Consider the following 22374-nt stretch of genomic DNA (forward strand, 5'->3'; position numbering starts at 1 on the left):
TACGAACGTAATATGTGCGTTTCTCTCCATTTCGGTCAAGGCTTCAGCTTGGCGACAGGTTCAGCGCTTTTAGATAGAACGATTCAGGACGAAAATTTCACCATTTTCGTTATATCGTAACGAATTGTGATGTGAGCAATGGCTGGGGTGGTATGCAAGTCGATCTCGATGGCGATGGAGCACAGATAGCAGGGCTGCCGCGCTTTCAGCAGGCGGTCGTTCAAGGACGTCGATTGCGCCAATGGGCAATCGGTTTGGGTGCCTTGGCGGCCGCAGGGCTGGTGCTGGCGTTTTTTGTCGGGCTGTTTGCACCGCAATCGCTCTGGCCCGCGTTGCTGGTCAATCAGAGCGCCGGTTTGCTGGTGTTGGTCGCCGGTCTGCAGTCGGCCTGGTGGGTAACGCAGTGGCGTGCACGCGCGATGAATCCGGCCGCGTTGGTGCCGGTGGCTATCACTGAAGAAGTCGTTGTCGCCGAAGGTTGGTACGAGCGGTTGCTGGACGGCATCAGTCAGCGTTGGCTGCGCTTGCTGGGGCAGATCGGTGCACCGACGCTCTGGCTTGGTGGCTGGGCGTTGTTGAGTTTGTACAGCATCGAGCAGGTCTGGAACCTCGCTTTGCCACCCGCTGCGTTGGGATTATCGGCCAGTGTCGGCGCGGCGTTGTCGTTGCTGCTGGCGTTCGGTTTGCTGGTACTGGAGCGGCAACTGGCGCAGGAAAATGTCGCCCAATGGCCTGAGGCCGGGTCGTTGGCGCAGCTGGCGCGGGTCGCGATTATTGGCCTGGTGCTCAGCGCCTTGTGTCTGTTGTTCGGCAGCGAAACAGCCGTCTGGCCGGTGCGTCTGGCGGTGCTGATCGGCTTGTTGCCGGGGCTGGTCGCCATCGAGTTGTTGCTGCGCGCTGTGTTGTCACTGTTCAGCCCCCGTCGTGAACAGCTTGAACCGACCTTGCTGGCGCGAAGCTTCGTCGCCGATATGTTGCGCTGGCCACCACAGCCCCTGCTCGCATTGCAGCACGAGTTGCACAATCGCTTCGGTATCGACCTGCGACAAATCTGGGCCTTCACCTACATGCGCCGGGCGTTTTTGCCGGTGCTGGCGGTGGTGGCAATCGTCGGTTGGTCACTCACCGGCATTCATGAAATACCGCTACAGGGGCGGGGCATCTACGAACGTTTCGGCAAACCGGTGGAAGTGTTTGGGCCCGGTTTGCACGCCGGTTTGCCGTGGCCGCTGGGTCGCGTGCTGAGCGTCGAGAACGGCGTAGTCCATGAATTGGCCACCAGCGTGGGCGAAGCATCGGCCCCGGTCGCGGCCGAACCTGCCGAAGGCCCGGCACCGGCCATTGCCAATCGCTTGTGGGACGCCAGCCATGTGAATGACAAATCCCAGGTGATTGCCAGCAGCCGTGCCGACAAGCAGAGCTTTCAGATCGTCAATATGGACGTGCGCTTCGTCTATCGCATCGGTCTGAGCGATCAAGCGGCTCTGGCCGCGACGTACAACAGCGCCGACGTGCCGACGCTGATTCGCAGCACCGCCAGCCGGATTCTGGTTCATGACTTCGCCTCAAGAACCCTCGACGGTTTGCTCGGCGAAGACAGGGTAGGGCTCTCTGAAGAAATCGGCCGCGCCGTGCAAGCGGATCTGCAAAAACTCGACAGCGGCGTGGAAATTCTCGCCACGGTGGTCGAGGCCATTCATCCGCCAGCGGGGGCTGCCAATGCTTATCACGGCGTTCAAGCAGCGCAGATTGGCGCCCAGGCATTGATCTCCCGCGAGCTCGGTGCCGCAGCGGAGGCAACCAACCAGGCGCAATTGCAGGCCAGTATCGCTCGCGATCAAGCCACGGCCAGTGCCCATGAAATCAACTCAAGCGCTCAGGCCGCCGACCTGAAATTTGCCGCTGAGCGAAAGGCATATTCCAGTGCCGGCCAAGCCTTCGTGCTGGAGCAATACCTCAGCCAACTGACCCAGGGTTTGGCTAACGCCAAGCTGCTGGTTCTCGATCACCGTCTGGGTGGCAGCAGCAATGCGCCGACCATCGACCTACGTACATTCACGCTGCCGGCTGACCCTGCGCCGTCGCGTAATACCGCTCAGCCAGGAGCCGCCCATTGAGCCAGTCGACGCCTACTCACGATCATCACGACCACGATGACCACGCCGGCCACGATCACGGCCATGGCGGGCATCACCACGGTCATCATCACCATCACCACCATGGTGATCCGCACGAAGCTGGCCCTTTTCCGTGGCGGCGAATGGGCTGGGCGGCGCTGCTGGTGGCCTTTGCCATTGCGGCGGCGAGCCTGGTGCAAGTGCGCTCGGGGGAGGCCACGGTGATTACGCGCTTTGGCAATCCATCGCGGGTGTTGCTGGAGCCGGGTCTTGGCTGGCGTTGGCCGGCGCCGTTTGAGGCGGCGATCCCGGTGGATCTGCGGCTGCGCACCACCTCCAGCGGTTTGCAGGATGTGGGCACGCGCGACGGTCTGCGCATCATCGTGCAAGCCTACGTGGCCTGGCAGGTACAGGGCGACCCTGACAACGTGCAACGTTTTATGCGCGCTGTACAGAATCAACCCGATGAAGCCGCGCGGCAGATTCGTACCTTTGTCGGCTCGGCGCTGGAAACCACGGCCAGCAGTTTCGACCTGGCCAACCTGGTGAACACCGACGCCAACCAGGTGCACATCGCCGACTTCGAAGCGCAGCTGCGCCAGCAGATCGATCAGCAGTTGCTCACCACCTATGGCGTGCGAGTGCTGCAAGTCGGTATCGAGCGCTTGACTCTGCCATCGGTGACGCTCACCGCGACGGTCGATCGTATGCGCGCCGAGCGTGAAACAATCGCCACTGAACGCACAGCCATTGGTAAACGCGAAGCCGCACAAATCCGCTCCGCAGCCGAGCGTGATGCGCGAATCGTACAAGCCGATGCGACGGTAAAGGCCGCAGACATCGAAGCCCAATCCCGCGTCGAAGCCGCGCAGATTTACGGCCGGGCCTACGCAGGCTCACCGCAGCTCTACAATTTGCTGCGTTCGCTCGACACCTTGGGCACCATCGTCGCACCGGGCACCAAACTGATTTTGCGCACTGATGCGGCGCCGTTCCGGGTGTTGGTTGACGGCCCACCGACGCTCGATAACAAGTCCGGGTCGCAGCCATGAGTTTGGTTCCACGTGGAACAAATGAATTGAGCAGCCCCTGGATTCAGGCCGGGCGCTTGGCTTTTCTCGCGCTTTACGCCGTGACCGTGCTGGCTGCTTTGGCGTGGGCATTTTCCAATGTGCGGCAGATCGACCCGCAGAATCGTGCCGTGGTGCTGCATTTCGGTGCACTGGATCGCATTCAAAATTCCGGTTTGCTGTTGGCGTGGCCGCGACCGTTTGAGCAGGTGGTTTTGTTGCCGGCAGCGGACCGGGTGATCGAGCGTCGGGTGGAAAATCTGCTGCGCACCGATGCCGCGTTGCAGGCCGACCGGGTGGCGAGCTTCGCCACACCCCTCAGCGATGCGCTCGCCGGCTCCGGTTATCTGCTGACCGGTGACGCGGGCGTGGTGCAGCTGGATGTGCGGGTGTTCTACAAAGTCACTGAGCCCTATGCCTTCGTTCTTCAGGGTGAGCATGTGTTGCCGGCTCTGGATCGACTGGTGACGCGCAGTGCCGTGGCACTCACCGCGGCGCGAGACCTGGACACCATTCTGGTGGCTCGACCGGAACTGATCGGTGCCGACAATCAGGCTGCCGAACGTCGCGAACGTCTGCGCGGCGATCTGGTGCGAGGCATCAATCAACGCTTGGCCGAACTGACGGCGACCGGGCAGGGCTTGGGTATCGAAGTGGCGCGGGTCGATGTGCAATCGAGTCTGCCCGGCCCGGCAGTGAGCGCGTTCAACGCCGTGTTAACTGCCAGCCAGCAAGCTGACAAGGCCGTGGCCAATGCGCGCACGGAAGCCGAGAAGCTGACTCAGTCCGCCAATGAACAAGCCGACCGCACGCTGCAAGTGGCTCACGCTCAGGCCAGCGAACGCCTGGCCAAAGCCTCCACCGACACCGCCACAGTATTAAGCCTGGCCAAGGCGCAACAGCAGGGCACCGATCCGCAAATGCTGCTGCGTATTTACCGTGAGCGGATGCCGAAGATTCTCGGGCAGGCCGGTTCGGTGACGACGGTCGATCCGAAAGACGATTCCCGCCTGATCATTCAGGGAGCTGCGCAATGACTGCCCAAACCGCCGCCGCGCCGAGCATGTTGTCTTCGGCTGAACAACGTAGCGCCGCGCGCCAGTTGACCCTGGCCATGCTTGCACTGGGCTTGCTTGCGCTCGGCCTGATCTGGCGCTGGTTGTTGCCGGAGCAGACCGGGGTCAGCCAATTGCTGTTGGGTTTTGCTTCGTTGCTGGTGGCCGTGCCGGTCATGCGTTCGGCGTGGTACAGCCTGCGTTATCCGAGCCTGCACGGGATCACCGATCAGTTGATTGCCCTGGCCATGCTCGGCGCTTGGGCCACTGGCGATCTGCTTACTGCGGCACTGCTGCCGATCATCATGATCTTCGGCCATGTGCTGGAAGAGCGCAGCGTGATCGGCTCACAGGAAGCGATTCATGCCCTCGGCAAACTGACGCGTAGCCATGCGCGCAAGATTCAGGCTGACGGCGCTATCGTTGAAGTCGATAACGGCACACTCAAGGCCGGCGACCTGGTGGAGGTGCGTGCGGGTGATCGCGTGCCGGCCGATGGTCGGGTGTTGTCCGGTCAGGCGAGCCTCGACACTGCATCGATCACCGGTGAGTCGGTGCCCATAGAGGCCGTTGTGGGCATGCCGGTGTTCGGCGGAGCGATCAACCTTGATGGCTTGTTGCGCATTGAAGTGACCCGCACCGGTCACGAGTCGACACTGGGTAAAGTCATCGCGCTGATGCAAAACGCCGAACGCTCCAAGCCGCCGATCACCCGTTTGCTCGAACGCTACGCCGGCAGCTACATGGTGCTGGTGTTGCTGCTGGCCGCCGTGACCTGGTTCGTCACCAACGATGCCCAGGCGATGCTTGCGGTGTTGGTGGCGGCCTGTCCTTGCGCGCTGGTGTTGTCGGCACCGGCCACGGCGATTGCCGGGGTGGCGGTCGCTGCTCGGCACGGGATTCTGATTCGCAGCTCGGCGTTCCTCGAAGAGTTGGCTGACCTGACGTCGTTGGTGGTCGACAAGACCGGAACCCTGACGTTCGGCACCTTGCGCCTGCAATCGATCGACAGTCCGCTGAAAGATCGCAGTCACGTACTGAAACTCGCCGCCAGCCTTGGCTCTGCCAGCAGCCACCCGGTCAGCCGCGCGTTGGCCGGGTTGGTCACTCAGGAACATTTTCTGCTGCTCTCCGACATCCGCGAGCGTCAGGGGCTGGGTGTCGTGGCGATGACGGAGCAGGGCGAAGCGGCCCTCGGTCGTCCGGAGCTGTTCGCGCAATTGGGCATCGTCACCTCAGCTGTTCCCGGCCACGATGGCCCGATTGCGGGGCTGGCACTCAACGGTGAATTTCTCGCCTGGCTGTTGCTCGCCGACAGCGTCAAACCCGAGGCGCGGTTTGCCCTGAGCGAGTTGCGTGAACTGGGCCTGGGTCGTCAGTTGTTGTTGACCGGGGATCGACAAAGCGTGGCTCATACGCTGGCCCGGGATGTGGGCATCAGCGATGTCGAAGCCCAGGCCTTGCCCGAGGACAAACTCAATCGCGTGTTGAAAGAAATCGACAGCGGTTTCCGGCCGATGGTGGTGGGAGACGGCATCAACGATTCCCTGGCGCTGAAGGCCGGTGTGGTCGGCGTGGCCATGGGCGCGGGCGGCGCGGACATCGCGCTGGCCTCGGCCGATATCGTACTGATCGGCAGCGACCTGCGCCGGCTCGGAACCTGTGTGCGCCTGAGTCGCCAATGCCGGCAGACTTTACAGGTGAACGTAGTCATCGGTCTGGGCTGGACCCTGGCGATTGTCGCCTTCGCCGCATTCGGCTGGCTGGGCGCGGCCGGGGCGATGATTGCCGCGCTGTTGCACAACTTGAGCACGTTATTGGTGCTCGGTAATGCCGGGCGTTTGCTACGCTTTCAGGAACCCCTACTCAAGCTTAAGGATGAGGTGTGAGCGACTACTCAACTTTTCAGAACTGTGTGCCGGGTTTGTAGTCTTTTAGGTTAGAGGCGGGTCATTACAAGGTTCGCCGGTTGGCTGGGCTTTACCGTTGGTGGCAACACCGGGAATAGAAAAAGGCTATTAATTCGATAGCCTGCTATTTTTCAAGGATGGTCTACCCTCAGATTTGACGTCTGAAACAAGGGGGACTTTTCATGCTCGCGCAACTTCCACCGGCCTTACAGAATTTGCAGTTACCGCTTCGCTTGCGACTCTGGGACGGCCATGAGTTCAACCTGGGGCCGACGCCCAGCGTCACCATTGTGGTCAAGGACCCGCACATGGTTACCCAGTTCACCCATCCGAGCCTCGACGCGCTGGGGGCGGCGTTCGTCGAAGGCAAACTGGAGCTGGAAGGCTCCATCAGCGACGTGATTCGTGTCTGCGATGAATGGAGTCAGGCGCTGATCAGCGAAGACGACGATGCGCAACCGGTGCGCCTGGTTCACGACAAGGAAACCGACGCCAAAGCCATCTCCTACCACTACGACCTTTCCAACGAGTTCTATCAGCTGTGGCTCGACAGCGACATGGCGTATTCCTGCGCCTACTTCGAGACCGGCAGTGAAACCCTTGAGCAGGCTCAACAAGCCAAGTTTCGCCACCTGTGCCGCAAGTTGCGCTTGCAGCCAGGGGAGTATCTGCTGGATGTCGGTTGCGGCTGGGGCGGGTTGGCGCGGTATGCCGCGCGGGAGTTCGGCGCGAAGGTGTTCGGGATCACGCTCAGCCAAGCGCAATTGGATTTGGCTCGTGAGCGGGTGAAAGCCGAAGGCCTGGAAGACCAGATCGAACTGCAGCTGCTCGACTACCGCGATCTGCCTCAGGACGGGCGTTTCGACAAGGTGGTCAGCGTCGGCATGTTCGAACACGTCGGCCACGCCAATTTGGCCGAATACTGCAGAACCTTGTTCGGCGCGGTGAAAGAGGGCGGTCTGGTGATGAACCACGGGATTACCGCCAAACACACCGACGGTCGTCCGGTCGGGCGCGGCGCTGGTGAGTTCATCGAGAAGTATGTGTTTCCCAACGGCGAGCTGCCGCACCTGTCGATGATCTCCGCCGAGATCAGCGAAGCGGGGCTGGAGATTGTCGACGTCGAGAGCCTGCGCCTGCATTACGCGCGGACCCTGGACCACTGGAGCGAACGCCTGGAAGACAATCTGGAAGCCGCCGCCAAACTGGTGCCGGAGCAGGCGCTACGGATCTGGCGGTTGTACCTGGCGGGGTGCGCCTATGCGTTCGCCAGGGGCTGGATCAACCTGCATCAAATCCTCGCGGTGAAAGCCCATCCCGATGGCAGCCATGAACTGCCGTGGACCCGCGACGACATCTACAACTAGAGAATCGGCGAAATAAGCCGGGCGATCCGCATGCCGACCTGTTGCAGGCGGTGGGTCTCCCGGCTTTCTTCTTTGGCGATTTCGTGAGCCTGGGCGAAGTCGTTGTTGAGCATCTGCTCCACTTCGGCGGCAAACCCGCTGTCGACCGTCAGCAGCATCACTTCGAAATTCAGCCGGAACGAACGGTTGTCCATGTTGGCACTGCCGATGGCGCTGATCTCGTCGTCGATCAGCACCACTTTCTGATGCAGGAAGCCGGGCTGATAACGGAACACGCGCACCCCGGCGCGTACGGCTTCGAAGGCATAAAGGCTGGAAGCGGCGTAGACGATCCGGTGATCCGGCCGCGACGGCAACAGGATCCGTACATCCACACCGCGTAGCACCGCGAGTCGCAACGCGGCGAACACTGCTTCGTCGGGGATGAAGTAAGGGCTGGTGATCCACACGCGTTCCGTCGCCGCATGGATGGCTTCGACGAAGAATAGCGAACAGGTTTCGTAGGAATCCGCCGGGCCGCTGGCCAGTAATTGGCAGAGCACGCCGTCACCTGGATAAACGTCTGGCAGGATCAGCGGGGGCAGCGAGCGGGCTGCCCAGAACCAGTCTTCGGCGAAGGACTCCTGCATGCAGGCCACCACCGGCCCGCGAACTTGCACGTGGGTATCGCGCCAGGGCGCCAGGGGTGGTTTTTCGCCCATGTACTCGTCGCCGACATTGAGCCCGCCGACAAAGCCGACAAGCCCGTCGACGACTACGATCTTGCGGTGGTTGCGGAAATTCACCTGAAAGCGGTTGAGCCAGCCGCTGCGGGTGGCGAAGGCTTTGACCTCGATACCGGCATCTCGCAACGGTTGCACATACTCGTGGGGCAGGGAGTGGCTGCCGATGCGGTCGTAGAGCAAGTAAATCGCCAAGCCCTCGGCGGCTTTCTTCGTCAGCAGGGTGTGCAGGCGTTGGCCGAGGCGGTCATCGTGGATAATGAAAAACTGGATAAGCACCGCTTTACGGGCGTTGCTGATGGCGTCGAAAATTGCATCGAACGTGGCTTGGCCGTCGATCAACAAGCGCACATCGTTGTTTGCCAGGCATGGCATGCGCCCCAGCTTCGGCATGGCCCGCAAAGACGCGTAAGCGCTGGAGGCACGCGCAGCCAGTGCCTCTTCTACCCAGGGGCGCCAGTTCAGTTCGGAGATGGCCTTGCGCATTTCCTCGTTGGCTTGCCGTCGGGCCTTGATGTAACCATCGAAGGTGCTGCGGCCGAAGACCAGATACGGGATCAGCGTGAGGTAGGGAATGAACAGCAGTGACAGGGCCCAGGCGATCGAGCCCTGAGCGGTCCGAACGGTCAACACGGCATGGATGGCGGCGATCGAGCCCAGTGTGTGCAACAGTGCGATCAGATAACCGAATACATGCGGTCCGAAATAATCCATGGGGCAGTCTTGCTCCTTGAAGATTCAATGCTTAACAGACCATGTTCCGGGCAGAATGTCGCTATTTAATTGGCCCATGAACCGAAGCCCGTGGCCGACGTCTAACGGCCACTAATGATCAGGAGTTACTCGATGAACGTTCGTCTGCTGGGTTTGGCCATGGCATTTGGTTTGGCACTTCCTGTGGCCGCTCAGGCACAGATGCTGCAACCGGGCTTGTGGGAATTGACCTCAAGCAACATGAAGGTCGATGACCAGAACATGCCCGATCTGCAATTGATCCTCGGCCAGCTACAAAACCAGATGACCCCCCAACAGCGGGCGATGCTGGAGAAACAAGGTATCACCATGGGCGGCAAAGGGATTCGGGCGTGCCTGACACCTGAGCAGGTGAAGAGCGACAACATTCCGCTGACGGACCCGCAATCGGGCTGCAAGCAGGAAATCACCGAGCGTACCGGTAACCAGTGGAAGTTCCGTTTCAGCTGTCCGAAAGCCCAGGGCAGCGGAGTGGCCACTTTTATGAGTGATCGTGAGTTCACCACCAAGGTCAACGGCACCTTCAACGCCACCGGCATTCAGCAGAAGGGTAGCCTCGATACCCGCGCTGTGTGGTTGGGTCAGGATTGCGGCACAGTGAAGCCAAGGGCCTAAAAGCTTTGCGGGTAGGCTCGTTCCCACCAGGTCATTTGTGATCCCTGTGGGAGCGGGCTTGCCCGCGAAGGCGTCCGCTCAGGCACCACCAGTCTTGGGCGGGTTCAACAAATCACACACCGCCTCAATCCCTTTCTCCCCGAAATCCTCCCCGCTGCCACTGCGCATGCTGACAAACCCACCGTCCTTTTCCTTCTCTCCGACTACCAACAGGTATGGCACTTTCTGGCTGTGCTGGCGAATCTTGCGGCTGATTTTCTCGTGACGCAGATCCGAGTTGGCGCGCAGTCCGTGCCGGCGCAGCGCTTCGGTCACCGAGTGCGCATAATCGCTCTGACGCTCATCGATATTCACAACCACGACCTGGGGTGGCGCTCGCCAGGTGTCCAGTTCCTGTTGGCTGGGCCAACAGGTGCCATAGATTCGTTGCTGCAACGTGCCGCTGATGTGGTCCAGTGCAAAGGCCTGCAACACCTTGGTGGTGGGAACATGCGGGCCTGCCGCGAAACCCTCGAAGTCCCCCAGACGATACAGCGATAGCCTTTCGGTTGGCGTTTGCTCCTGCCGGCGGATCGAATGGTTGGTCGCCGCCAATTCGCGCATACGCGCTTCGATCACTGGCAGAGCGGCCAGGGTTAACGATCGCTGGAAAGCAAACTCATAAAAGAAGCCGTCACCCAACGCCGATCCGGCCCGCAACTGCGTATTCGGATGCAGCTGTTTTACGGCCATGGCCAGCATCAGCGCACAGGAACGCCGAAGGATCTCCAGACCGTCGGGCTCCTGGGACGTGACGATGCTGACCCGCGCATCGCACTCGATCAGAAATCCGCAGTCCACCAGCACGCCGTCCACCCGACCCGCGAGCGCTGCATTAGCCAGGCCGAGGCTGATACTCGCGGCAACCTCAAACACGGACAGCGGTTGGTCATACTCACGCAATGAACCATCAGGCAGGGTGATGTGGATCATGATCGGTGTTCTCGAATGTTTTCGATAACGTGCGTCAGCGCATAAACCGTAGCGGTAAGCCCTGACAGTTGTCATTAAGACGTTTGTCGTGCCACGCAATTTGTCCCGACACGATCGTGGTGCTGACGCTGTGGTGAAAGCGATGCCGGGCGAATGGCGTCCAGCCACATTGCGAAAGGATCGGTTGCCGGGAAACGGCCACGCCATCGGGCTCGTGTTTGATCAACACCAGGTCAGCCCAATACCCTTCGCGCAGATAGCCGCGGTCGGGGATGGCAAACAGATCGGCGACCCGGTGACTGGTTTTGGCCACAAGGGTGGTGATCGGCAGGATCTCATCAGCCACCAGTTCCAACAGTGCGGGCAGGGCGTGTTGCACCAACGGCAAACCGGACGGCGCCTGGCTGTAGGGGCGCTGTTTTTCGGCCCAGGTGTGAGGCGCGTGATCGCTGCCGATCACGTCCAGTCGATTACTCAACAGTGCTTTGCGCAAGGCATCGCGGTCGGCCTGGGTCTTGATCGCCGGGTTGCACTTGATCAGGTTGCCGAGGCTCGGGTAGTCGCGGTCGTCGAACAGCAAGTGATGCAGGCAAGCCTCGGCAGTGATGCGTTTCTGTGCCAGAGGCTTGTCTTCGAACAGTGCCAGTTCACGGGCGGTGGTCAGGTGCAAAACGTGCAGCCGGGTGCCGTGACGTCTGGCTAGATCGACGGCCATTGAGGAGGATCGAAAGCACGCTTCGGCATTGCGGATAAGCGGGTGAGCGGCGGGCGGAAGGTGCTCGCCGAACAGCTCTCGCAGGTTCGTCGCGTTGGCTTCAATGCTGGGTGTGTGTTCGCAGTGGGCCAACAAAAGGGTCGGCACCTCGGCGAACAACCGCTCAAGAATTCGCGGATCGTCCACCAGCATATTGCCCGTGGAGGCGCCCATGAACACTTTGACCCCGGCCACTTCGCAAGGATTGAGTGCGGCGACGGTATCGAGATTGTCGTTGCTCACGCCAAAATGAAAACCGTAATTGGCCACTGAGTGAGTTGCCGCTCGACGTTTCTTGTCTGCCAGCGCGGCGAGGGTCAGGGTGGCCGGCGAGGTGTTGGGCATGTCCATGAAGCTGGTGATGCCGCCGGCCACCGCAGCTCGAGATTCAGTATGGAAGCTGCCCTTGTCCGGTGCTCCTGGGTCACGGAAATGCACCTGGTCATCGATCATGCCTGGCAGCAGCCATTGGCCGTTTGCGTCGATTTCCACGGCGGCTTTTTCACCTTCGATGCTGCTGGCGATTTTTACGATGCGACCGTGGCTTACCAGCAGATCACCGTCGAAATCCCGACCTTCGTTCACCAGCCGGGCGTTGCGAATCAGTACGCTGCTCATGGTCAGAACTCGTTCTGCAGGGCTTTGTAGCCGCGCACCAAATCGACGTTGGTGCGCGCTACGTCTTCGGAAAACTCCGAGGCGCTGACGCTGACTGGTGGGAACTGTGACAGGTCGGTGTTTGGGCCGATGCGTGTGGTGGAGGGCACGTAGAAGGCGTCAGGCAAGTCACGACCGTCGACTACCGAGTTGTGCCGCACCACGCAACCGTCGCCCACCGCACAGTTGAACAGCACACTGTTGAAACCGATGAACACGCGATTGCCGACGGTGCAGGGGCCATGGACGATGGAGCGGTGGGCGATGGAACTGAACTCGCCGATGGTCACCGCCGCGCCGGACTTGGAGTGGATCACCACGCCGTCCTGGATGTTCGAATTGGCGCCGATGGTGATTGCTTCCATCTCGCCCGAGTCGTCCACTTCATCGGCGCGAATCACTGCGTAGGGGCCGACGAAGACGTTCTCGCCGATCACCACTTTGCCGCAGATGATTGCGGTTTTATCCACGTACGCCGACTCCGCAATCAACGGCAGATCACCTGAAGGATTCTTGCGGATCATGGCTTGCTCAATGCCTCGTACAAGGTGTTGAGGTTGTATTCGAACAGCCCGGTGAAGGTGCTGGCTGGGCCAGTTGCAGCGAGGGCATCGGAGTACAACGTGCCACCGATATGCGCGCCGCTTTCATCAGCGATTTGCTTGAGCAGGCGCGTGTCCTTGATGTTTTCCATGAACACCGCTTTGACCTTGGCCTGACGGATCTGTGTGATCAGCGCAGCGACTTCGGCGGCCGAAGGTTCGCGTTCGGTGGACAGACCTTGCGGCGCCATGAAGTTGATGCCGTAAGCCTGACCGAGATAGCCGAAGGCATCATGGGAGGTGACGATTTTGCGATTACCCGGCGGCAGCGAACCGAGCTTGGCTTTAGCCTCGGCGAGCAAGGCGTAGATCTTTTTCAGATAGGCCTGGCTGTTGTGTTCGTAGTCGGTTTTGTTTGCAGGGTCGGCGGCGATCAGCGCTTTGGTGATGTTGCTGATGTACAACTCGGTGTTCGCCAGGTTGTGCCAGGCGTGCGGGTCGGGAATGGTTTCGCCGTCTTCATCCAGCGAGCGCGGAATGACACCGTGGCTGGCGCTGATGACCGGGGCTTTGGTTTCGGTGCTGGTCACCAGGCGGTCCAGCCATGGCTCGAAACCCAGCCCGTTCTTGATGATCAGTCTGGTGTTGAGCAATGCCTTTGCATCGTCCGGCGTCGGTTCGTAGGTGTGGGCATCGGCGTCCGGACCGACCATGTTGGTGATCTGAATATGGTCGCCGCCGACCTGATGGGTCATGTCGGCGAGGATGCTGAAGCTGGTGACCACCTGGAGTTTTTCCGCGGCAGACAGCGACATCGACAGCATCAGACTGAACAGCACGAGTAAAGCGCGCATCGGGTTACACCTCATTGGGATGTGAGCAAAGGCGGGCGGCGCAGCAAACCGTGTACCGGACCGAACACCACGGACAGCAGATACACACCGCCAGCCACCAGCACGATTGCCGGGCCGCTGGGCAGCGAGTAGTAGAACGACAGCAACAATCCGAGCCAGACCGATAGGCTGCCGAGCAACGCGGCGATGATGATCAGCACCGGCAAGCGACGACTCCAGAAGCGAGAAGCGGCGGCCGGCAGCATCATCAAGCCGACCACCATCAGTGCGCCGATAGCCTGGAAACCGATCACCAGATTCAGCACCACCAGCGTCAGAAATACTCCGTGAGCCAGCGGCCCGAGGCGGCTGACGGTTTGCAGAAAGAGCGGGTCGAGGGTGTCCAGCAACAGTGGTTTGTAGATCAGGGCCATGGCGATCAGGCTGAAGCCCGAGACCCAGAGCATGCCGGTCAAGGTCGGGCCATCGACCGCCAGCGCCGAACCGAACAACAGGTGCAACAGGTCCAGCCGCTTGCCGGCGATGCCAAGGATCAGCACGCCGCTGGCCAGGGAGATCGGGTAGATCGCCGCCAGGCTCGCGTCTTCCCGCAAACCGGTGCGACGGGTGATCCAGGCGGCCAGTCCGGCCATGCTCAGGCCGGCACCGAGACCGCCTAGGGTCAGTGCGGGCAGGCTCAACCCGGCGACCCAGAAACCCAGTGCAGCGCCGGGCAAGATGCCGTGAGCCACTGCATCGCCGATCAGACTCATGCGCCGCAGAATCAGAAACACCCCAAGCGGCGCCGTACTACAGGCCAGAACAAGGCCACCCAGCAGTGCTCGACGCATGAATACGAATTCGTGAAACGGTTGCCAAAGGTGAGCAGCAGCGATCATCAAGCCACCTGCGTCTGAGGTTGTTGGCGAATCAGCTCGGTACTGGGACCGAGGACGCAGCCGCTGCTTTTGATCAGTAGCGCTTGTGGAATCTGTTGGCGCACGGCGGCCAAGTCATGACACACCACGACCAGGGTTCGGCCGTCTGCATGCCAGGCGTGGAGGTGTTTCCAGAGCAGCGCCTGGCCGAGTTCGTCGAGTGCGGCGTGGGGTTCGTCGAGCAGCAGTAAGGGCGCTTCGGCGAGGCTCAATCGGGCGAGTAGGGCACGCTGCAATTCGCCTCCGGAGAGGGCCATCAACGGGCGATGCTCCAGACCGGTCAGGCACCAGTCTTCCAATGCAGCCTTGAGTCGCTGGCTGCGAATTTCCGGAGTTTGCTTGTTGCCCCAAAAACCGGCGGCCACCAACTCTTGCAGGCTGATGGGGAATTGTCGGTCCAGGTGTTGTTGCTGAGGCAGGAACGAAAGGCCACCCTTGCGTGGAACATCAATGACGACGTTGCCGGCCAGTGGCTTTTGCAGGCCGGCGATGACTTTCAGCAGGCTGCTTTTGCCCGACCCGTTGGCGCCGATGACGGCGGTCAGACTCCCCTTGGGCAGTTCGAAATCAACTGCTGGAGTGAGCGGCTGACCGGGTGCGCCCCAGCGCAAGGCTTGGCATCGGATCATGCGGCCTCCCAGTTCCAGCGGCTTTCGGCGACGGCATCGTGGGCATGAAGACTTTCGGCGTGGACGACTCGCACTTTGAAGGCGTTGATGCCCGGGGAGCGTCTCAATGCCAGGTTCAGGCGTCGCGCGGCGTCTTCGCAGAACATCAGGTTCTGACCGTTGGCGAGGGCGAAAGCTTGTTCGTCGGCGCGTTTCACGGCGGTTTGCACAGCGGTGCCGAGGGCCGCTTCCGCGTCGTTGATTGCGGCGATCAGTGGCAGGTCATCCAGATAGTCATCCAGACGCAGCTGCAATTGCGCATTACTGCGTTGGCTATGCGGCGTCGCGACGATGCCTTTCGTGGAACCGAGCCAAGCCAGAACGTCTGCGTGTTGCAATGGTTGATTGGCGAAGTCATCAACGAATTGCTGCTGAATCAACTGCCTCGAGAGGGCTGCTGAGCATGGACAGGTTGAGGAATATGGAACGTCGATTTTTAGTTCCACGTGGAACATCGCGTTTTTCAGACTCGCTTCGATGCTCACCGGATAGGTTTTCCAGCCGGCCAACGGACTGACGAGCGCGGGTCTTTTGAGCAGAAGTTCGGTGTGAATTTTTAGGTAAGCGTTGTGGGAAAGTCCTTCATGGGTCTCGAGAAAACTCAGCAAGACTCGCCGCAACAACGTGGGTGAAAGGTTTTCCTGCTCAAGCATCTCCAGCGCCAGGTACAGCCGTGACATATGGATGCCACGCGCCTCTCCATCGTCGAGGCTAACGCCAGCGTCGGCTTTTGCACTCAGTCGCTGGCCATCGAATAAAACAGGAAGAGCAATGCCGCACATGCCCACCCAATCGAGTGGCAGGGCTTGGCGTGAGGCCTGCGCGGCGATATCCGGCAGAGTCAGCGCATTCATGAGCAGGTCCATCGTGGGAGTTGATTTGGCATGTTATATTATAACAATCAAATCGACGATGCCTTTTTCGTGAACGAGTTTTCATCATGCACAGACGTCACTTGCTCAACCTGATTCTGGCCAGCGCAGCCTTTGCGTTACCTTTTGGTGTGTCGGCCACGCAAATTCGCAATGCACGACTGTGGCGTTCGGACGACAAGCTGCGACTGGTGTTCGATCTGAGCGGGCCGGTGCAGTACAAAACCTTTTCCCTGAGTGCTCCGGAGCGGCTGATCATCGATCTGAGTGGCGCCAACTTCAGTGGCGACTTCAGTCAGCTGGCGCTCGACAACTCGGTGATTCGCGCGATCCGTTCCGGGCATTTCGGTCAGGGCGATACACGGATCGTCCTCGACCTCAGCGGTCCGGTGCAGCTCAACAGCTTCCTGTTGCCGCCACAGGATGGGCAGGGGCACCGATTGGTGCTCGATCTGAAGGCCATTGCTCCGCTACAGATCGCGGCGGCGCCGTCGGACAAACGTGAACCCATCATCGACAAGGCTCATCCCAAGCGCGACATCATTGTGGTGGTCGACCCTGGTCACGGCGGCAAAGACCCGGGCGCGGTTGGCGCCAAAGGTGAGCGGGAGAAAGACGTGGTGCTATCGATCGCCCAGCTGTTGGCCAAGAGGCTGAAGCGTGAAAAGGGCTTCGACGTGAAACTGGTGCGTAACGACGACTTCTTCGTCCCACTGCGCAAGCGCGTGGAGATCGCCCGCAAGCACAAGGCCGACATGTTCATTTCGGTCCATGCGGACGCAGCACCGCGTCTCACGGCTTCAGGTGCGTCGGTGTACTGCCTGTCCGAAGGTGGTGCGACCTCGGCCACCGCACGTTTCATGGCGCAACGGGAGAACGGCGCGGACCTGTTGGGCGCCACCAGCTTGCTCAATCTCAAGGACAAGGATCCGATGCTCGCCGGGGTGATTCTCGACATGTCGATGAACGCCACCATCGCCGCCAGTTTGCAGTTGGGCAACACGGTGCTCGGCAGTCTGGCGGGCATTACCACGCTGCATCAGAAGCGTGTGGAACAGGCGGGTTTCGCCGTGTTGAAGTCGCCGGATGTGCCATCGATTCTGGTGGAAACCGGCTTCATCTCGAACGCCCGCGACAGCCAGCGACTGGTGACGGCGCGGCATCAGCAGGCCGTGGCGGATGGTTTATTCGAAGGCTTGCAGCGTTACTTCCAGAAGAATCCCCCAATGAACAGCTATATCGCCTGGCAGCAGGAGCAGAAAAAGGCACAGGTCTAGCAACCGGTCATCCGGCTACAGGTGAACTTCGCGCTGCTGCCCCCGGAACTGGAGAACCGATTGATGGTTGTCCAGCCAACCCGGCGGTTGTAGCCGACCCAGGCTTCGCCATCGGATGCGAGGCCGGTAAAGAACGTCAGTTGCCCGTAGCGGCTGTTGGTTTGCGCCCAATGGCGTTTGCTGGCCACTTCGAAGCCGCGCAAGTAGATCGTGCTACCCACGGTATTAACGCTGTAGGCATTACCGTCGGCATCCACGCAAGCCAGCAGGTTGGCGCTACGGGTGCATTTGGCCAGGCTGGGGACTTGTCCCCAGGCATTGACCGCGATCAGCAACGAAAGGCTCAGCAGCGAGAATCTCAGGGCGTTTCCCATGGCATTTCTCAAGGGGCGGACGGGTTAAAGCATCGTGCCCTTTGTCGTTGTGGGCAAGAGGGGGAGTGGCTTGTTTGTGTTGTTATACTATAACATAAATTAAGCCCGACATTGCGACCGGGCATCCCTGTGAGGAATACCTGATGCCCAATCGTCTTCCCGTGACTGTCCTGTCGGGCTTTCTCGGCGCCGGAAAAAGTACACTGCTTAATTACGTACTACGTAATCGCGATAATTTGCGGGTCGCGGTGATCGTCAACGACATGAGCGAGATCAATATTGATGGCAGCGAAGTTCAACGCGATGTCAGCCTGAACCGTGCCGAAGAAAAACTCGTGGAAATGAGCAACGGCTGCATTTGCTGCACCTTGCGCGAAGACCTGCTCGAAGAAGTCAGCAAACTCGCCAGGGACGGTCGTTTCGATTATCTGCTGATCGAGTCCACCGGCATTTCCGAGCCGCTGCCCGTGGCGGAAACCTTCACCTTTCGCGATGAAGAAGGGCAGAGCCTGGCCGACATTGCGCGGCTCGACACCATGGTCACCGTGGTCGACGGCATGAACTTCCTGCTCGACTACCAAGCCGCCGAAAGCCTCGCTTCCCGTGGTGAAACCCTGGGCGAGGAGGACGAGCGCTCGATCACTGACCTGTTGATCGAGCAGATCGAATTCGCCGACGTGATCCTGATCAGCAAGATCGATTTGATCAGCAGCCGCGAACGCCAGGAGCTGATCGCGATCCTCGAACGGCTCAATGCCCAGGCCGAAATCATTCCGATGGTCATGGGCGAGGTGCCACTCAAGAAGATCCTCAACACTGGGCGTTTCGACTTCGAGAAGGCCGCTCAGGCACCAGGATGGTTACAGGAATTGCGCGGTGAACACGTGCCGGAAACCGAGGAGTACGGCATTGCCTCCACGGCTTATCGGGCGCGGCGACCGTTTCATCCGCAGCGTTTTTTCAGCTTCATCGATCGCCCGTGGGTGAACGGCAAACTGCTGCGTTCCAAGGGTTTTTTCTGGCTGGCCAGCAAACACATGGATGCCGGCAGCTGGTCCCAGGCCGGCGGCTTGATGCGTCACGGGTTTGCCGGGCGCTGGTGGCGTTTCGTGCCGAAAAACCAGTGGCCGCAAGACGAAGAAAGCACCGCCGGGATCATGGAGAACTGGACGGCCGCCACCGGAGATTGCCGGCAGGAACTGGTGTTTATCGGCCAGAACATCGACTTTGCACAACTCACCGCCGAACTTGATAACTGCCTGCTGACTGATGATGAAATGGCCCTGGGCGTCGAGGGTTGGCGGTTGTTGCCCGATCCGTTCGGTCCCTGGCACGAAGAGGCGGCCGCCTGATGCTGGCGCCCAGTCTGAAGCTACGACCGGTCATTGCTCAGGTTCAAGGTGAAACGCCAAAGGTGCTGACCGGGATTCTGGACGACGGTGTGAACCTCGCCCTTTGGCAGCGCCAACTGCCGGTGCACATTGCCGATTTCGGTCGCTTGCTGTTGTCCCTGAACCAGCCGCTGGCCGAGTCGCTTTCCCTTGACATGGCCAGTGATGACGCCGAACCCAATCTCCACGGTTTAGCCTCAGGCTTCAGCGATCTTGAAGGCTACGAAGGCTTTATCGCCGACGTTTCCTGGCTGGTCAGCGCGTTCGCCTGCCTGTTGGGCGCCCAACGCGTCGGCCTGCGCCTGCGGGTTCTGGACAAAGCCATGTGCCCGCGTTTCCACGTCGATCATGTGCCAGTGCGGTTGATCACTACCTACGCAGGGACCGGCAGCCAATGGCTGAAAGAAGGGGCGATGGATCGCCGCCGATTAGGCGAGCCTGACGCCGAACCCCAGGATGATTCGCTGATCCAGCGCATCGCCAGCGGCGAAGTGGCGCTGCTTAAAGGAGAGAAGTGGCACGGCAACGAAGGTTTCGGTCTGGTTCACCGTTCGCCGCAGCCGGCACCGGGCGAGCGTCGTTTGATCCTGACCCTCGACTGGCTGGGCTGACGGCTCAAGGTTTGAGCCAGGTTCCCTGGCTCTGGGCTTCGCAAAACGGCTTCAGATACGCCGCATCGGTGGCCACGCCGTAATAGTGAATATCCTGCCGGTAAGGCATATTGGCGACTTGAGCGTTGCTGCATACCCCGAACGCGCCGGCGGGGCATTGGTCGACGTACTGCACCTCGACTTTCTGCCCGGCCAGATTCGGCTGGCAGAAGCCGTCGGCGAACAGTTTTTCCGGGATGTTGCGGTTCTGCTGGCAGACCTTCACGTCCAGCCGCGCTGCCGTACTATGTACCACGCAGGCCTGGGCCAGCGCTTCACCCGACGTGAGTGCCAGAAGCAACGACCATCCCATCAACCGCATCCTTTACCTCCTCAGAAAACTTCGACCATGTTGCAGAACATTCCCACCCACGTCATCGCCGGCCCGCTGGGTGCCGGCAAGACCAGCCTGATCAAGCACCTGCTGGCGCAGCGGCCGGCCGGTGAGCGCTGGGCGGTGCTGATCAACGAATTCGGCCAGATCGGCCTGGATGCTGCGCTGCTGACCCAGGACGCCGATGGTATCGCACTGGGAGAAGTGGCCGGGGGGTGTTTGTGTTGCGTCAATGGTGCGCCGTTTCAGATCGGCCTCGGGCGGCTGCTGCGCAAGGCACGACCGGATCGACTGTTCATCGAGCCCTCCGGGCTGGGGCATCCGGCGCAGTTGCTCAGGCAATTGAGCGAGGCACCGTGGCAAGGCGTCCTGGCGGTTCAGCCTTGCGTGTTGGTACTGGACGCCCGGGCACTCGCGGCCGGAAAACCGCTGCCAGCGGCGCAACAGCAAGCCTTGGACAGTGCCGGGTTGCTGTTGCTGAACAAGGCGGAAAGCCTCGACGACAGTGATCGCCAGCGAGTTGTCGCACAGTTGCCGTCGCGTCCTTTGTACTGGACGCAGCAAGCTGTCTTGCCGCTGAGCGAGTTACCGGGCCTCAAGGCTCAGGCTGTCGCGGGTGTGGATAACTTCATCGTGCCCAAGGGACTGGCACAGATGCCGGCCATCTGGACTGACCCTGCGCAGCCGATTTGCTTGAGTCAGGCGCAAGAGGGTGGCTGGAGCGTCGGCTGGCGCTGGCATCCGAGTCAGACATTCGATGCCGTGCTTGTCGGAAAGTGGCTTGAGAGCCTTGAATGGCTTCGGGCGAAGCTGGTTATCCACAGTGTCGAGGGCTGGGTGTCGGCCAACGCACTGGATAACTCGTTACTGGATTGGCAACCCAGCGAATGGCGACGGGATTCGCGCATCGAGCTGATTTTCAGTGAGGTACAGGGTGTTGAGTCACTGCAAGGAGATCTGGCCGATTGCCGGTCGGGGTGAAGATCAAAAGACCGCAGCTCCTATGGTGCGATCTTTTAATCTTCAGGGACGCCACTTGGTGTGTTCTTGCCGCCACTGGCTCAATTCAATCACCTCGGCGCTGGGTTTTGCGACTTCGACCACCGGTGGTGTGTCGTCGAATGGCATTGGGTAGGGCGCGAGCTCGATCTGTGCGCTATGGGCGCCGAACTGAGTGATGGTGCCGTTGTGGCGGGTTTCACCGGTCACGGTGAATTCGAAGTTATACACACGGGCCAGGCGCCGACGGCCGTTGGCGTCTTTAATGAAAGCGATCTTTTTCAAAGCTACGTTGCCGTCCAGCAACTCGATCCGCAACTTGGCGCAATGCTGCTGAACCCGCTCCAGAGCGCGTTCACGCAATCCGTGGTTGTGCCACAGCCATGCGCCACCGGTGGCGAGCAGCATGAACACGAAGATATTTCCGAGGGTCAGCATCAACAGGGTGCTCCAACAAGATAGTGCCAGCTTAACTGCGTCTCTGGTCTGTCGTACAGGCTGCGTTTAGTCGCATACTGCGCGGCTCGAATTTCAATCGGTTTATGGAAAACTCACCGCATGAAACGTACGCCCCATCTGCTCGCCATCCAGTCCCATGTGGTGTTCGGCCACGCTGGCAACAGCGCCGCGGTTTTCCCGATGCAGCGGGTCGGGGTGAACGTCTGGCCACTCAATACCGTGCAGTTCTCCAACCACACGCAATATGGCCAGTGGGCCGGGGAAGTGCTGGCCCCGCATCAGATTCCGGAATTGGTGGAGGGGATCGCGGCGATTGGCGAACTGGGCAACTGCGATGCCGTGTTGTCCGGCTACCTCGGCAGCGCTGCCCAGGGCCGGGCGATTCTGGCGGGGGTGGAGCGAATCAAATCGATTAATCCCAAAGCCTTATACCTTTGCGACCCGGTGATGGGCCATCCGGAGAAAGGCTGCAGCGTTCCAGCCGAAGTCAGCGATTTCCTGCTGGAAGAGGCAGCGGCAATAGCCGACTTCATGTGCCCGAATCAGCTGGAGCTGAACAGCTTCTCGGGGCGCAAGGCGCAGTCACTGTTCGATTGCCTGGCCATGGCGCGGGCGCTGCTGGCGCGCGGCCCGAAGGCGGTGTTGGTCAAGCATCTGGACTATCCCGGCAAACTGGCGGATGGCTTCGAGATGTTGCTGGTGACCGCTGAAGGCAGCTGGCACTTGCGTCGGCCGCTGCTGGCGTTTCCGCGTCAGCCGGTGGGCGTTGGCGATCTGACTTCCGGGCTGTTCCTGGCGCGCGTGCTGCTGGGTGACAGTCTGCTGAGCGCCTTTGAGTTCACCGCGGCGGCGGTGCATGAAGTGTTGCTGGAAACCCAGGCTTGCGCCAGCTATGAGCTGGAACTGGTGCGAGCGCAGGACCGGATCGCCCATCCGCGGGTGCGGTTCGAGGCGATGGCGATCAGTTTGTAATGGTGTGGCGGTAGAAAAGATCGCAGCCTTCGGCAGCTCCTGCGCGTCTGTGGGCGCTGCCCAGGCTGCGATC

At 60.5% G+C, this 22374-nt stretch carries 22 protein-coding genes; 11 read left to right on the forward strand and 11 right to left on the reverse strand.

Annotated features, from left to right (window positions below; translation table 11 throughout):
* The first annotated feature begins 152 nt into the window (after positions 1 to 152).
* The 5 genes from hflK (AC1RL4_RS03955) to cfaB all read left to right on the forward strand — a co-directional run bounded on the left by hflK (AC1RL4_RS03955) (position 153) and on the right by cfaB (position 7519).
* On the forward strand, positions 153 to 2117 hold the full coding sequence (gene hflK, locus AC1RL4_RS03955; RefSeq protein ID WP_230174661.1) for a protease modulator HflK: 1965 nt from the start codon (positions 153 to 155) through the stop codon (positions 2115 to 2117).
* Positions 2114 to 3169, forward strand: coding sequence for a protease modulator HflC (gene hflC / locus AC1RL4_RS03960; protein WP_026331807.1), 1056 nt, complete (start codon positions 2114 to 2116; stop codon positions 3167 to 3169). The genes hflK (AC1RL4_RS03955) and hflC overlap by 4 nt, the downstream gene beginning before the upstream one ends.
* Positions 3166 to 4224 carry a protease modulator HflK gene (gene hflK, locus AC1RL4_RS03965; protein WP_230174628.1) on the forward strand — a complete coding sequence of 353 codons (1059 nt, stop codon included), beginning with the start codon at positions 3166 to 3168 and terminating at the stop codon, positions 4222 to 4224. Before hflC ends, hflK (AC1RL4_RS03965) begins: the two co-directional genes overlap by 4 nt.
* A complete protein-coding gene (locus tag AC1RL4_RS03970) occupies positions 4221 to 6131 on the forward strand; it encodes a heavy metal translocating P-type ATPase (protein WP_230174627.1) in 1911 nt (636 codons plus the stop codon). The genes hflK (AC1RL4_RS03965) and AC1RL4_RS03970 overlap by 4 nt, the downstream gene beginning before the upstream one ends.
* Before the next feature lie 203 nt (positions 6132 to 6334).
* Entirely contained in the window at positions 6335 to 7519 is a 1185-nt protein-coding gene (cfaB, locus tag AC1RL4_RS03975; protein ID WP_230174625.1) for a C17 cyclopropane fatty acid synthase CfaB, read from the forward strand.
* Here cfaB and cls read toward each other — a convergent pair.
* The gene (gene cls / locus AC1RL4_RS03980; RefSeq protein WP_019580359.1) at positions 7516 to 8955 is read right to left on the reverse strand and encodes a cardiolipin synthase; all 1440 of its coding nucleotides are present in this window, start codon (positions 8953 to 8955) and stop codon (positions 7516 to 7518) included. The genes cfaB and cls overlap by 4 nt on opposite strands.
* Before the next feature lie 132 nt (positions 8956 to 9087).
* Here cls and AC1RL4_RS03985 point away from each other — a divergent pair, with 132 nt between their 5' ends.
* The gene (locus tag AC1RL4_RS03985; protein WP_019580360.1) at positions 9088 to 9609 is read left to right on the forward strand and encodes a DUF3617 domain-containing protein; all 522 of its coding nucleotides are present in this window, start codon (positions 9088 to 9090) and stop codon (positions 9607 to 9609) included.
* A gap of 78 nt (positions 9610 to 9687) precedes the next feature.
* Here the strand turns inward: AC1RL4_RS03985 and AC1RL4_RS03990 are convergent, their stop codons facing one another.
* Genes AC1RL4_RS03990 through folE2 form a run of 7 tightly spaced genes read right to left on the reverse strand, consistent with a single transcriptional unit; the run spans position 9688 to position 15827 of the window.
* Positions 9688 to 10581 (reverse strand): His/Gly/Thr/Pro-type tRNA ligase C-terminal domain-containing protein, encoded by an 894-nt coding sequence (locus AC1RL4_RS03990; protein ID WP_028940089.1) that lies wholly within the window; start codon positions 10579 to 10581, stop codon positions 9688 to 9690.
* Between the two features lie 34 nt (positions 10582 to 10615).
* Positions 10616 to 11953: a dihydroorotase gene (locus AC1RL4_RS03995; RefSeq protein ID WP_230174623.1), complete on the reverse strand. Its 1338-nt coding sequence runs from the start codon at positions 11951 to 11953 to the stop codon at positions 10616 to 10618.
* A gap of 2 nt (positions 11954 to 11955) precedes the next feature.
* Positions 11956 to 12516, reverse strand: a complete 561-nt coding sequence (locus AC1RL4_RS04000; RefSeq protein WP_230174621.1) for a gamma carbonic anhydrase family protein — start codon at positions 12514 to 12516, stop codon at positions 11956 to 11958.
* The gene (locus tag AC1RL4_RS04005) at positions 12513 to 13388 is read right to left on the reverse strand and encodes a metal ABC transporter substrate-binding protein (protein WP_019580364.1); all 876 of its coding nucleotides are present in this window, start codon (positions 13386 to 13388) and stop codon (positions 12513 to 12515) included. Before AC1RL4_RS04005 ends, AC1RL4_RS04000 begins: the two co-directional genes overlap by 4 nt.
* Positions 13389 to 13399: 11 nt before the next feature.
* Entirely contained in the window at positions 13400 to 14266 is an 867-nt protein-coding gene (locus AC1RL4_RS04010; protein ID WP_230174619.1) for a metal ABC transporter permease, read from the reverse strand.
* Positions 14266 to 14934, reverse strand: a complete 669-nt coding sequence (locus AC1RL4_RS04015; protein WP_204124245.1) for a metal ABC transporter ATP-binding protein — start codon at positions 14932 to 14934, stop codon at positions 14266 to 14268. The genes AC1RL4_RS04010 and AC1RL4_RS04015 overlap by 1 nt, the downstream gene beginning before the upstream one ends.
* Positions 14931 to 15827 carry a GTP cyclohydrolase FolE2 gene (gene folE2 / locus AC1RL4_RS04020; RefSeq protein ID WP_204124244.1) on the reverse strand — a complete coding sequence of 299 codons (897 nt, stop codon included), beginning with the start codon at positions 15825 to 15827 and terminating at the stop codon, positions 14931 to 14933. The genes AC1RL4_RS04015 and folE2 overlap by 4 nt, the downstream gene beginning before the upstream one ends.
* An 86-nt stretch (positions 15828 to 15913) precedes the next feature.
* Between folE2 and AC1RL4_RS04025 the strand changes: the two genes are divergently transcribed.
* Positions 15914 to 17122: an N-acetylmuramoyl-L-alanine amidase gene (locus AC1RL4_RS04025; RefSeq protein ID WP_230174617.1), complete on the forward strand. Its 1209-nt coding sequence runs from the start codon at positions 15914 to 15916 to the stop codon at positions 17120 to 17122.
* Here the strand turns inward: AC1RL4_RS04025 and AC1RL4_RS04030 are convergent.
* The gene (locus AC1RL4_RS04030) at positions 17119 to 17496 is read right to left on the reverse strand and encodes a hypothetical protein (RefSeq protein ID WP_019580369.1); all 378 of its coding nucleotides are present in this window, start codon (positions 17494 to 17496) and stop codon (positions 17119 to 17121) included. The genes AC1RL4_RS04025 and AC1RL4_RS04030 overlap by 4 nt on opposite strands.
* Before the next feature lie 143 nt (positions 17497 to 17639).
* On the opposite strand from AC1RL4_RS04030, the gene zigA reads away from it, so the two are divergent.
* Both zigA and AC1RL4_RS04040 read left to right on the forward strand, forming a co-directional pair.
* Positions 17640 to 18848, forward strand: coding sequence for a zinc metallochaperone GTPase ZigA (gene zigA / locus AC1RL4_RS04035; RefSeq protein WP_230174615.1), 1209 nt, complete (start codon positions 17640 to 17642; stop codon positions 18846 to 18848).
* Positions 18848 to 19498 (forward strand): DUF1826 domain-containing protein, encoded by a 651-nt coding sequence (locus tag AC1RL4_RS04040; RefSeq protein ID WP_204124241.1) that lies wholly within the window; start codon positions 18848 to 18850, stop codon positions 19496 to 19498. Before zigA ends, AC1RL4_RS04040 begins: the two co-directional genes overlap by 1 nt.
* A 4-nt stretch (positions 19499 to 19502) precedes the next feature.
* Here the strand turns inward: AC1RL4_RS04040 and AC1RL4_RS04045 are convergent, their stop codons facing one another.
* The gene (locus tag AC1RL4_RS04045; protein WP_028940098.1) at positions 19503 to 19859 is read right to left on the reverse strand and encodes a hypothetical protein; all 357 of its coding nucleotides are present in this window, start codon (positions 19857 to 19859) and stop codon (positions 19503 to 19505) included.
* Positions 19860 to 19886: 27 nt separating this feature from the next.
* On the opposite strand from AC1RL4_RS04045, the gene AC1RL4_RS04050 reads away from it, so the two are divergent.
* Complete coding sequence (locus AC1RL4_RS04050; RefSeq protein ID WP_230174613.1) at positions 19887 to 20852, forward strand: CobW family GTP-binding protein; 966 nt, start codon at positions 19887 to 19889, stop codon at positions 20850 to 20852.
* Positions 20853 to 20894: 42 nt separating this feature from the next.
* Here the strand turns inward: AC1RL4_RS04050 and AC1RL4_RS04055 are convergent, their stop codons facing one another.
* On the reverse strand, positions 20895 to 21308 hold the full coding sequence (locus AC1RL4_RS04055; protein ID WP_019580374.1) for a DUF3301 domain-containing protein: 414 nt from the start codon (positions 21306 to 21308) through the stop codon (positions 20895 to 20897).
* A gap of 120 nt (positions 21309 to 21428) precedes the next feature.
* Here AC1RL4_RS04055 and pdxY point away from each other — a divergent pair, with 120 nt between their 5' ends.
* On the forward strand, positions 21429 to 22301 hold the full coding sequence (gene pdxY, locus AC1RL4_RS04060; protein WP_028940100.1) for a pyridoxal kinase PdxY: 873 nt from the start codon (positions 21429 to 21431) through the stop codon (positions 22299 to 22301).
* The last annotated feature ends 73 nt before the right edge of the window (positions 22302 to 22374 follow it).

This window comes from Pseudomonas sp. GW822-FHT07A10 (assembly GCF_058798795.1).

Coding starts and splice junctions, on each gene's coding strand:
- AC1RL4_RS04045 (WP_028940098.1), bottom strand. CDS start 19,859: ATGCGGTTGATGGGATGGTCGTTGCTTCTGGCACTCACGTCGGGTGAA.
- AC1RL4_RS04015 (WP_204124245.1), bottom strand. CDS start 14,934: ATGATCCGATGCCAAGCCTTGCGCTGGGGCGCACCCGGTCAGCCGCTC.
- folE2 (WP_204124244.1), bottom strand. CDS start 15,827: ATGAATGCGCTGACTCTGCCGGATATCGCCGCGCAGGCCTCACGCCAA.
- AC1RL4_RS03985 (WP_019580360.1), top strand. CDS start 9,088: ATGAACGTTCGTCTGCTGGGTTTGGCCATGGCATTTGGTTTGGCACTT.
- AC1RL4_RS04000 (WP_230174621.1), bottom strand. CDS start 12,516: ATGATCCGCAAGAATCCTTCAGGTGATCTGCCGTTGATTGCGGAGTCG.
- AC1RL4_RS03970 (WP_230174627.1), top strand. CDS start 4,221: ATGACTGCCCAAACCGCCGCCGCGCCGAGCATGTTGTCTTCGGCTGAA.
- AC1RL4_RS03995 (WP_230174623.1), bottom strand. CDS start 11,953: ATGAGCAGCGTACTGATTCGCAACGCCCGGCTGGTGAACGAAGGTCGG.
- cls (WP_019580359.1), bottom strand. CDS start 8,955: ATGGATTATTTCGGACCGCATGTATTCGGTTATCTGATCGCACTGTTG.
- AC1RL4_RS04055 (WP_019580374.1), bottom strand. CDS start 21,308: ATGCTGACCCTCGGAAATATCTTCGTGTTCATGCTGCTCGCCACCGGT.
- hflK (WP_230174661.1), top strand. CDS start 153: ATGCAAGTCGATCTCGATGGCGATGGAGCACAGATAGCAGGGCTGCCG.
- AC1RL4_RS04005 (WP_019580364.1), bottom strand. CDS start 13,388: ATGCGCGCTTTACTCGTGCTGTTCAGTCTGATGCTGTCGATGTCGCTG.
- AC1RL4_RS04030 (WP_019580369.1), bottom strand. CDS start 17,496: ATGGGAAACGCCCTGAGATTCTCGCTGCTGAGCCTTTCGTTGCTGATC.
- AC1RL4_RS03990 (WP_028940089.1), bottom strand. CDS start 10,581: ATGATCCACATCACCCTGCCTGATGGTTCATTGCGTGAGTATGACCAA.
- pdxY (WP_028940100.1), top strand. CDS start 21,429: ATGAAACGTACGCCCCATCTGCTCGCCATCCAGTCCCATGTGGTGTTC.
- cfaB (WP_230174625.1), top strand. CDS start 6,335: ATGCTCGCGCAACTTCCACCGGCCTTACAGAATTTGCAGTTACCGCTT.
- zigA (WP_230174615.1), top strand. CDS start 17,640: ATGCCCAATCGTCTTCCCGTGACTGTCCTGTCGGGCTTTCTCGGCGCC.
- AC1RL4_RS04025 (WP_230174617.1), top strand. CDS start 15,914: ATGCACAGACGTCACTTGCTCAACCTGATTCTGGCCAGCGCAGCCTTT.
- AC1RL4_RS04050 (WP_230174613.1), top strand. CDS start 19,887: ATGTTGCAGAACATTCCCACCCACGTCATCGCCGGCCCGCTGGGTGCC.
- AC1RL4_RS04010 (WP_230174619.1), bottom strand. CDS start 14,266: ATGATCGCTGCTGCTCACCTTTGGCAACCGTTTCACGAATTCGTATTC.
- AC1RL4_RS04040 (WP_204124241.1), top strand. CDS start 18,848: ATGCTGGCGCCCAGTCTGAAGCTACGACCGGTCATTGCTCAGGTTCAA.
- hflK (WP_230174628.1), top strand. CDS start 3,166: ATGAGTTTGGTTCCACGTGGAACAAATGAATTGAGCAGCCCCTGGATT.